Genomic DNA, 8887 nt, shown 5'->3' with positions numbered 1-8887 from the left:
TCAGTTGCTCTCGCGTCACACCAAGACGATCTACCAGACCAGGACCGCCTTGACGACGAATCCCACAGATTGATCACAACCCGATACGCGACCTAATGGCGGTCAACCTTCGGGCTGGCCGGGGATCGCAACGCGGATCAGTCGCGGGTCGGCGAGGCCGATGCGCTATGGCGGTCAACCTTCGGGCTGGCCGGGGATCGCAACCGGATCACCGGCTTGTGGTGCTCGTCCAGTCCGACCATGGCGGTCAACCTTCGGGCTGGCCGGGGATCGCAACCTCGTGTGCACGAGGGCACGCGAGCACGTGTGCACAGATGGCGGTCAACCTTCGGGCTGGCCGGGGATCGCAACACTGCCGCCGCACAACCGGCCCGACAGTCCGCCCCATGGCGGTCAACCTTCGGGCTGGCCGGGGATCGCAACGGCCCGGCGTCGAGGGTGGTGTACGTCGAGGGTTTGATGGCGGTCAACCTTCGGGCTGGCCGGGGATCGCAACCTACAGTCCCCCCGGTCACGGCGTCTGACGTGGGTGATGGCGGTCAACCTTCGGGCTGGCCGAGGATCGCAACGGCGTGCACCCGGGCGGCGGCGCGTCCTGGTCGAGCGGTGGGACATGTAGCTGTGGCGGTCGGTCATCGGCCGGGGATCGCAACGCACCCGGAGCGGACATTGCGAACGCCGAGTGGCGACCGGCCTTCGGGACATTGAGCCCGGCTACGTAGCGGCGCAGCCGTCAGGGGAACGGACACATCCGGTCGATAGGCATTTCGACTGTCAGGCATGCGCGGGGACCGGCCACGATGGGCCGCCGGAGTCACCGCACCACACGGTCTGGGCGCCGTCGATGCCGACGTCGAGGCCGAACGTGTCGAACGCCGGTCGGCCGGCGCCGGTCCACCAGGACCAGGCCGCCACAGTGTCGTTCCACAGCCGCCGGGGCCCGTGTTGGCGGAGGTGGAAGGTGTCGAGTTGGCGGCCGTCGTAGTCGACCGTGGCCCAGGAGGTCAGCGCGTCGTCCCAGATCCACAGCCGGGAGCGGAAGTCGTCGCCCGGCTCGGGGTCGTCGTTCCAGTGCGTACGTAGGCCGGGCAGCATCAGGCCCATGACCGCTTCGGCACGGCGGTCGCCGCCTGCGACGTCCCACGGTGACAGCGTGGTGGTGCCTTCGTCGGGGACGTCGTCGGCCCGGACCACGGTCCCAGCGACGTTGCGGACCCGGGAACGATGGCTTCGCATCGTCATGAACGCTCCGCCGTGCGTGAACCGGCCGCGCGCGCCGCCGTGGCGGTCCGGCGTCAGGACGAGGTTCCCGTACGTGGCCCACGCGGTGGCCCAAGGGGTGACGATCAGGCTGTTTGGTGTCGTCTGTCGGATCCACGCGGTGGGGACGCGGGTCACCGAACAGGTGCTGACGATCCGGTCGTACGGCGCGCCTGCGGCCCACCCCTCGGCCCCGTCGCCGGTCACCACGGTCGGGTGCAGTCCGAGCTCGTGGAGTCGTGTGCGTGCCGCCGCGGCCAACCCGGGGTCGACCTCCACCGTGACGACGTTCGCCCCGCCCAGGCGATGGGCGAGCAGTCCCGCGTTCCAGCCAGCGCCAGTGCCGATCTCCAGGACGCGGTGTCCGTCCGCGACGTCGAGTGTCAGGAGCGTGGCCGCGACGATGGACGGTTGCGAGACCGACGACGAGGGCCAGGCCGGCTCCCCCAGTCCGGGGTCGCGGCCGTCGCGGACCTGGATGACCACCGGCGCGTCGGACCACGCCTCCGCCTCCCAGCGTTCCGGATCCGTCGTCCGGTCGCACGGTACGTGATCCGGCAGCCCGTCGGCGACTTGCACCCAGACGACGTCCGGCAGGAACGCGGCACGGGGAACGTGCTCGAACGCGTTGCGCCAGGGAGCCGGCAACGGCCCCGTCACCTGCTCCAGGAGGCGGAGCAGACCCTCGGGGGCCCGCTCCGCTGCGTCACTCGTCACTCACTTGTCCTTCTTGGGAGTTCCGGGGTTCGGTGGCTTGTCGGGCAGGATCGGCGGCGGTATCGGCCGGCCGGGCTGATTCCCGTCCTTCTCGATGGGGCTGGAGTGATCACCCATGTTCGGCTCCTTCGCAGCGGTCGGTACCCGTCGAGCGGGGTACGGCCCCGCGAGCACCGACACGGTCCGTGACGGATGCGGTACCCGACCACCGTAGGACCGCATTCGGGCTGACGGAATCCCCCGCGACGCGGGACAGGACGAGTACCGACCACAGCGACCGGACCGGTCGACCATCGGCGAAAACCCCCACGGCCCGCAGCGCGGCTCTCTCCGCCGCTCCACCGGCCTGGTACTCAACGCGCTCGGCGCCCTCGGATCAAGCTCCGAACGCCCCGTCCATCGAGACCTAACGGCTCGGACCTCCTTCGACGTATGCAAGCGTGTTCCCCCGACGTCGTTGCGCAGCGACTCCCACGCCGACCGCACTTCCCCGGGTCAAGAATGACCCGATGGCGTGACCTTCGATGTCAGGAACACGATGGTGCCTACAACTCCTGTCCCGCGCTGCGGGATCGCAACTGCGGTCCAAGCCGCCCGACTTCGGCGGATCACGTTGTACGGCTGGTCCACGAGCCGGTCAATACTCGGTCTGTGGGGGCACGTTCGGGATCGAGGGATAGGCTGCGGCGTGTCGGTGTCGAAGGGGCCGCAGGGGATGGTGCGTTCCGACTTCGGAACCTGGAGCACACATGCGACACGCCGACCGCGCCGAAGTCGAAAGTCCGCTTTGATCGCGAATGTGATTCTCTACAGACTTCCAACCTCGGGTCTTCGCTGGGATTTCCCTGCTCGGGCAGGGTAGCGGTTGACCTTCGGGTCGACCGGGGATCGCAACAAGCGGACGGTGAGCCAGAACGTCACCGAGTTCATCGTAGCGGTTGACCTTCGGGTCGACCGGGGATCGCAACTCGGGATCCGCCGGCCGCCCACTCGCTGACCACGCGTAGCGGTTGACCTTCGGGTCGACCGGGGATCGCAACAGCGCCTACAGGCAGCGGTGGATGACCGGCTACGAGGTAGCGGTTGACCTTCGGGTCGACCGGGGATCGCAACGCCGTCCAGCCGGACATCGCACCGGATGCCCCCGGTAGCGGTTGACCTTCGGGTCGACCGGGGATCGCAACGCGCCGGAGGGCCCGGTAGAGCGTGGCGATGACGCGTAGCGGTTGACCTTCGGGTCGACCGGGGATCGCAACGCGGTCACGCCCGGGTCGGCGCCGTGCACCGACCTGTAGCGGTTGACCTTCGGGTCGACCGGGGATCGCAACCATCAGCGCGGCCACGGTGAGGCGCAGTGTGCGTTCGTAGCGGTTGACCTTCGGGTCGACCGGGAATCGCAACGCCGACCCGGAGGACGCGATCGCGTACCTCAAAGAGTGGCGGTCAGTTTTCGGACCGGCCGGGGATCGCAACATCGTGATCGGCTCGGACGGGTTGCGCAGCAACAGGTGGCGGTCGATCTTCGGACCGACCGAGGGTCGCAACGCCATCATCACGTCGGTTGTCACCCGCTCCGCCTCATGGCGGTCAGCCTTTGGGCTGGCCGAGCATCGCAACATCACCGATGGCGGCGCCCGCCCGGTCACCAACTCGTGGCGGTCGACTTTTGGGTCGGCCGGGGATCGCAACGTGGGGTCGCCCACGATCCGCTTGCAGACGGTCAGGTAGCGGCCAGCCTTCGGGCTGGCTGATGGTCGCAACTACGGGGATCAGTACGCGCTCAACTTCGAGAACGATGGCGACCGACCTTCGAGCCGAGCATCGCAACGGCCGCACCCGACGAACGGCGCCTGGACGTACTCGACGCGCAAGGCCTTGGTGCCCGCCGGTGTTCGTTGCGGAGTGTGGTCGGAGTCGAGAGGTAGGCTGCGGTCGTGTCGGCGCGGATGCGGAACCGCGGCCAGGACGCACCCGACCTCGGAACGTCGAGCACACACGCGACACGCCGACTGCGCTGAGGTCGAAAGTCCGCTTTGATCGCGAACGTGAATGCCTGCGGGCTTCCGAACGCATCGCCTTCGAGGGGATTTCCCTGCTCGGGCAGGGTGGCGGTCGGTCCTCGGACCGACCGGGGATCGCAACACCCAGATCGCAAACGCCCTGTTCAGGGATCCGCGAGTGGCGGTCGGTCCTCGGACCGACCGGGGATCGCAACTTCTGTGGAGAACGGCTCTCGACCAACGGCTTTAGGTGGCGGTCGGTCCTCGGACCGACCGGGGATCGCAACAGCAGGTGTGAAGGCCGGCGGGAAGCCTGGCGGTGAGTGGCGGTCGGTCCTCGGACCGACCGGGGATCGCAACGCCTGTCACCCCGGTGACGTCACCCGGTGACGACCGTGGCGGTCGGTCCTCGGACCGACCGGGGATCGCAACTCCAGGGCCTTGGCGAACAGCCACGTCGTGATCGGGGTGGCGGTCGACCCTTGGGTCGGCCGGGGATCGCAACGGCATGTGCAGCCCGTCGACGCCCAGTACGCCGATGTGGCGGTCGGCCTTCCGGCCGACCGGGGATCGGAACTCTCCGTGCGCCGCACCCGATGCAGCGGCCATGATGGTGGCGGTCGGCTCTCGGACCGGCCGGGGATCTGGTAGCCGGGCCGGGACTGGACCCGGCCGGTCAAGTGGCGGTTGGTCTTCGGACCGGCTGGGGATCGCAACTCTTTCATGTTGTCCTAAGCACCCGTAATCGTCGTGGGTGGCGGTCGGCCTTCGGACCGGCCGGGGGTTGCAACTCCGCCGGTATGAATGCCTGGTACGCCGAATCGGGGGTGGCGGTCGGCCTTCGAGCCGACCGGGGATCGCAACTTGATCGCGTCCGTCGCCAGCGCCTGCTGTTGTGCCGTGGCGGTCGGCTTCGAACCGGCCGGGGATCGCAGGGCGAGGTGGCCCGAGAGCTGTTCCTCGCTCTGCTGTGGCGGTCTACCTTCGGGTCGGCTGTGGATCGCAACGACGACATCGACTGCGGCGAGGTCGCGAGCGCCCAGGTGGCGGTCGACCTTCGGGTCGACTGTGGATCGCAACCGTGGAGGCTGATCCGCCGACGGTAGGGCTCGCGACGTGGCGGTCGGTCCTCGGACCGGTCGGGATCGCAACCTCTAGCCGCGCTGGAGTCGACCCTGACATGGGGGTGGCGGTCAACCTCCAGGTCGACCGGGGATCGCAACCTTGCGCGTTCATAGTTGCAATCCCCGTGCCTGCGGGGCCGACTGCGAGCGGTCCGAGCACCACTACATCGAGATGGAACCATCCCCGCTTTCGCGGGGGTGGTGGAAGCTTCTCCACTTACGCGGGCCAACGGCACCGATGCACGGGGACGTGGGTCAGGCCGGTCGGCGAGCACAGCCGCGCAGTTCGTTCAGCCATTCCCGTACTTGGTCGTCGTCGTGGAGGTAGTCCTCGTCGGGCCCGTGTCTCAGGTCGACGCCGTGCAACAGGCCCAGCGCCCACCGGGTCGGCTCGTCCCATTCGAGTCGGCTCCCGTCGTCGTGCGAGTCACGCCCGATCCACTGCGCGGCCCACCGGTCGGCGGCGTCACGACTCATCCGACCCTCGAGCAGCGCCACGAGGCACGCCTCGACGTCGTCCCGGCCCGGCTGGCGATCACTGTCCACACGCCGACCGTATCCACCGAGCCGGACTTCCGTACGACCATCCCCGCTCGGTGGATCGGACAAGCGATCCACCACTGCGCCGGATCGACCACACCTTGCGGGGCACGCCGGCCCGGGAAGGTATCCGGCGCACCGCGGCGCGGGGGCTGGGGTCGTCAAGGAGCCGGATCCGGCGCGGGCGGGGGGCCGACTTCGTGCATGGCCCTGTCCTGGTCCGGTACCGGGGTGCCGTCGTTTGCCGTGACGCACAGGACCTCGCAGCCCATGTGGTGGACGGCGTCGAGGAGGCGGCGATGGGCCGCGTCCGCGTCCTCGGGCGGGAAGTCGATGCGGATCTGATGCGGGTGGGGTGCCTCGTAGAGCAGCAGCCAGCCGGTGTCCGCCGTCGCGAAGTGGCTCTGCCACTCGTCGCCTCCATCCGACTGCCATTCGCCACGATCCACCGTGGGGGCCAACGCCTCCCGCAGGAGCCGCAGACGAACGGGATGCGCGAACCGGCTCCGGGACAACCGCAGGCACCTGTGCGTACGCGGACGGGCGGTGTCGAACCAGGGCACCGGGTCCGGGTCTGCGGTTCCGAACAGACGGGAGACCAGGGTCCCCTCGATCCATCCCGCGACGAACGCGGCCGCGCCCATGGCGTGGGTCTCGTACCAACCCTCGCTGCTCCACACCACCACCGGCCAGTCCCGCGGCGCGCCGACCGTGAGCAGGCACAGCCGGTCGGCGTCGACGGTGGCACCCCAGACGAGCAACGCCCCCGGCGTCGGATGCAGAGGGTAGGGGTAGCGCTCCCGGTCCGGCTCTGCCGCGTGGATCGGGTACGTCTCCTGCCACGCGATGCCGTTGTGTCGGTTCGACCCGAAGGGCGTACGGAGGGAGAGGAAGTCGCAGAACGTTCCCCACCCGTACGCATCGACCAACCACTTGTAGTCGTCGGGCAGTCGAACGCCGAGCGCGTTCTCCGCCGCGGTCCAGTCGCCTTCGGCATCGACGGGATCGGCGGGTGGCGGAACAAGTCGCGTCAGGCGGGTGGGTCCGGTCACCGACGAATACTCCCGCACGCCCGCGATCCTGGGAAGAAACGAGGGGCCGACCATCTGGTGATCGGGGGCGACAACTTATGTCACCCGCGTTCGCGGGGCCAATGGGCGGCCGGTGTGCACGAGGTGTGAGCGTCCGGGAACATCCCCGCGCTCGCGGAGCCGACCTGGACTGCCCCGGCCTGCCAGGTTCGAAGACTGATCACTGCCACTTGCGGCCGGTGACATGGTTTCCCTGAAGCTAGGCTGCGCCCCTTGCGCACGCCCGTGTGGCGGTCGACCTTCGGGTCGGCTGGGGATCGCAACCCGAACGTCGAGGTCGCCGACGGCGTCACCGCGATATGGCAGTCGACCCTCGGGTCGACTGGGGATCGCAACACCAACGACGGCGGCCTGGCGACGCCGAGCCCGCTGTGGCGGTCGGCCTTCGGACCGACCGGGGATCGCAACACCATGGCAATCAGCGGCAGGTCCCGAGCCCTCAAGTGCGGGCCAGCCGAGGGTCGCAACCGGGAGCTCAGACGGATTGCCGAGACTGCGCACAGGTGGCGGTCAGCCTTGGGGCTTGCCGAGGATCGCAACGATGGTGGTCGTCAGCACTTGTCTGGGCATGACACAGGTGGCAGTCGACCCTCGGGTCGACTGGGGATCGCAACTTGATCCGCCGCAGCCGCCGCAGCAGCTCCGCCCGGTGGCGGTTGACCTTCGGGTCGACCGGGGATCGCAACGACGGCACCCAGACCTCCGTGTCCACCCAGGTCCAGGTGGCGGTCGGCCTTCGGACTGACCGGGGATCGCAACAACTCGTGGGTCGACTACCAAGGCACCGGCGAGCAGTGGCGGTCGACCTTCGGGTCGGCCGGGATCGCAGCCAGGGAGAGCGGTCGGTCTCGGCATATCCTTCCGCTGCTTCGGCTACCGAGGTCCGGGTGTGTTCCGGCGGCTTCGTCATGCCCGGTGTTCTCCGGGGCTCGGGCGGTTTCGGGTTCCGTTGTCCGTGGTGTCCGGGCAGACTGGGACCGATCGAGAGGCCGAACGGAATCGGGGAGGACACGGTGGGCAGGACCACGACCGTCGACGGCAGGACCGTCGAGCTGCCGAACACCCTCGGCGAGATCCGCGCCGCGCTCCCCGAGGAACGCCGGGCCGAGTTCGACAAGACCGTCGCCGAGACCCCCCTGGACGAACTCCCCCGCGTCGCCGTCCTCCACTACGCGCTCCCCGAGCGGGCCCGCGCCGAGGACGACGCCCTCATGGACCGCATCCAGGCCGGCGACCTCACCGGCCTCGTCAACGCCGACGGCACCCCCTTCGTCCCGTGAGCGTCTACCGCGTGGCATACGCCCCCGAGGCCGCCCGCGAACTCGCCAAACTCCCACCCGCCCGACGCACCACCGTCGAGAAGGCGATAGACCGCCTCGCCGACGACCCCTACGCCCACGGAACCGCCCTCGGCGGGGACAAGGACCGCCGCGAGGCCACCATCACCGACGTCTTCATCGTCTACCTCGTCTCCGCATCCGTACTGACCGTCACCATCGTCCGCGCCGTACCCGAACCCCACTGAAACCCGCGAACCGACCCAGAGACACCACGTCGATACCGACGAACGGCGCCTAGACGTACTCGACGTGCAAGGCCTTGGTGCCCGCCGGTGTTCGTTGCGGAGTGTGGTCGGAGTCGAGAGGTAGGCTGCGGTCGTGTCGGCGCGGATGCGGAACCGCGGCCAGGACGCACCCGACCTCGGAACGTCGAGCACACACGCGACACGCCGACTGCGCCGAGGTCGAAAGTCCGCTTTGATCGCGAACGTGAATGCCTGCGGGCTTCCGAACGCATCATCTTCGAGGGGATTTCCCTGCTCGGGCAGGGTGGCGGTCGGTCCTCGGACCGACCGGGGATCGCAACCGGGCGGGGCGGTCGCACGAGCAACCCCGACCCCACGTGGCGGTCGGTCCTCGGACCGACCGGGGATCGCAACTGCGACTGGTTCAAGTACGGCTCCACCGACCTGGCCCGTGGCGGTCGGTCCTCGGACCGACCGGGGATCGCAACAACGTCGACCGTTCGCTGGCCACCCTGGGCCCGGCGGTGGCGGTCGGTCCTCGGACCGACCGGGGATCGCAACAGCGCGGCCCCACCACGGACACCATAGCCCCCTGGTGGCGGTCGGTCCTCGGACCGACCGGGGATCGCA

Annotated in this window: 5 protein-coding genes and 3 CRISPR repeat arrays (1 of these 8 cut by a window edge); of the genes, 2 read left to right on the top strand and 3 right to left on the bottom strand. The window is 69.1% G+C overall.

The genetic code is table 11. The features are described 5' to 3' along the window. Positions 1 to 774 precede the first annotated feature (774 nt). From ACH4XV_RS47665 to ACH4XV_RS47655, 3 genes are all read right to left on the bottom strand, one after another. The gene (locus ACH4XV_RS47665; RefSeq protein ID WP_395800769.1) at positions 775 to 1977 is read right to left on the bottom strand and encodes a methyltransferase domain-containing protein; all 1203 of its coding nucleotides are present in this window, start codon (positions 1975 to 1977) and stop codon (positions 775 to 777) included. A gap of 858 nt (positions 1978 to 2835) precedes the next feature. Then, positions 2836 to 3666: direct repeats of the CRISPR family, unit length 37 nt; unit sequence GTAGCGGTTGACCTTCGGGTCGACCGGGGATCGCAAC. Positions 3667 to 4082: 416 nt separating this feature from the next. Then, a CRISPR array of direct repeats spans positions 4083 to 5200; the repeat unit is 37 nt; unit sequence GTGGCGGTCGGTCCTCGGACCGACCGGGGATCGCAAC. 156 nt (positions 5201 to 5356) lie between these two features. Continuing rightward, positions 5357 to 5647 (bottom strand): hypothetical protein, encoded by a 291-nt coding sequence (locus tag ACH4XV_RS47660; RefSeq protein ID WP_395800767.1) that lies wholly within the window; start codon positions 5645 to 5647, stop codon positions 5357 to 5359. Between the two features lie 155 nt (positions 5648 to 5802). Further along, the gene (locus ACH4XV_RS47655) at positions 5803 to 6693 is read right to left on the bottom strand and encodes an SMI1/KNR4 family protein (RefSeq protein WP_395800765.1); all 891 of its coding nucleotides are present in this window, start codon (positions 6691 to 6693) and stop codon (positions 5803 to 5805) included. Positions 6694 to 7745: 1052 nt separating this feature from the next. On the opposite strand from ACH4XV_RS47655, the gene ACH4XV_RS47650 reads away from it, so the two are divergent. Further along, entirely contained in the window at positions 7746 to 8012 is a 267-nt protein-coding gene (locus ACH4XV_RS47650; protein WP_395800763.1) for a hypothetical protein, read from the top strand. After that, positions 8009 to 8257 carry a type II toxin-antitoxin system RelE/ParE family toxin gene (locus ACH4XV_RS47645; RefSeq protein WP_395800761.1) on the top strand — a complete coding sequence of 83 codons (249 nt, stop codon included), beginning with the start codon at positions 8009 to 8011 and terminating at the stop codon, positions 8255 to 8257. Before ACH4XV_RS47650 ends, ACH4XV_RS47645 begins: the two co-directional genes overlap by 4 nt. Before the next feature lie 304 nt (positions 8258 to 8561). Further along, positions 8562 to 8887: direct repeats of the CRISPR family, unit length 37 nt; unit sequence GTGGCGGTCGGTCCTCGGACCGACCGGGGATCGCAAC; it runs 581 nt beyond the window's last position.

The sequence above is a fragment of the Embleya sp. NPDC020630 genome, from assembly GCF_044334985.1.
GTDB lineage: Bacteria > Actinomycetota > Actinomycetes > Streptomycetales > Streptomycetaceae > Embleya.
Note: the sequence above shows the minus strand (reverse complement) of the source record. Positions and strands in the feature narration are given on the sequence as shown.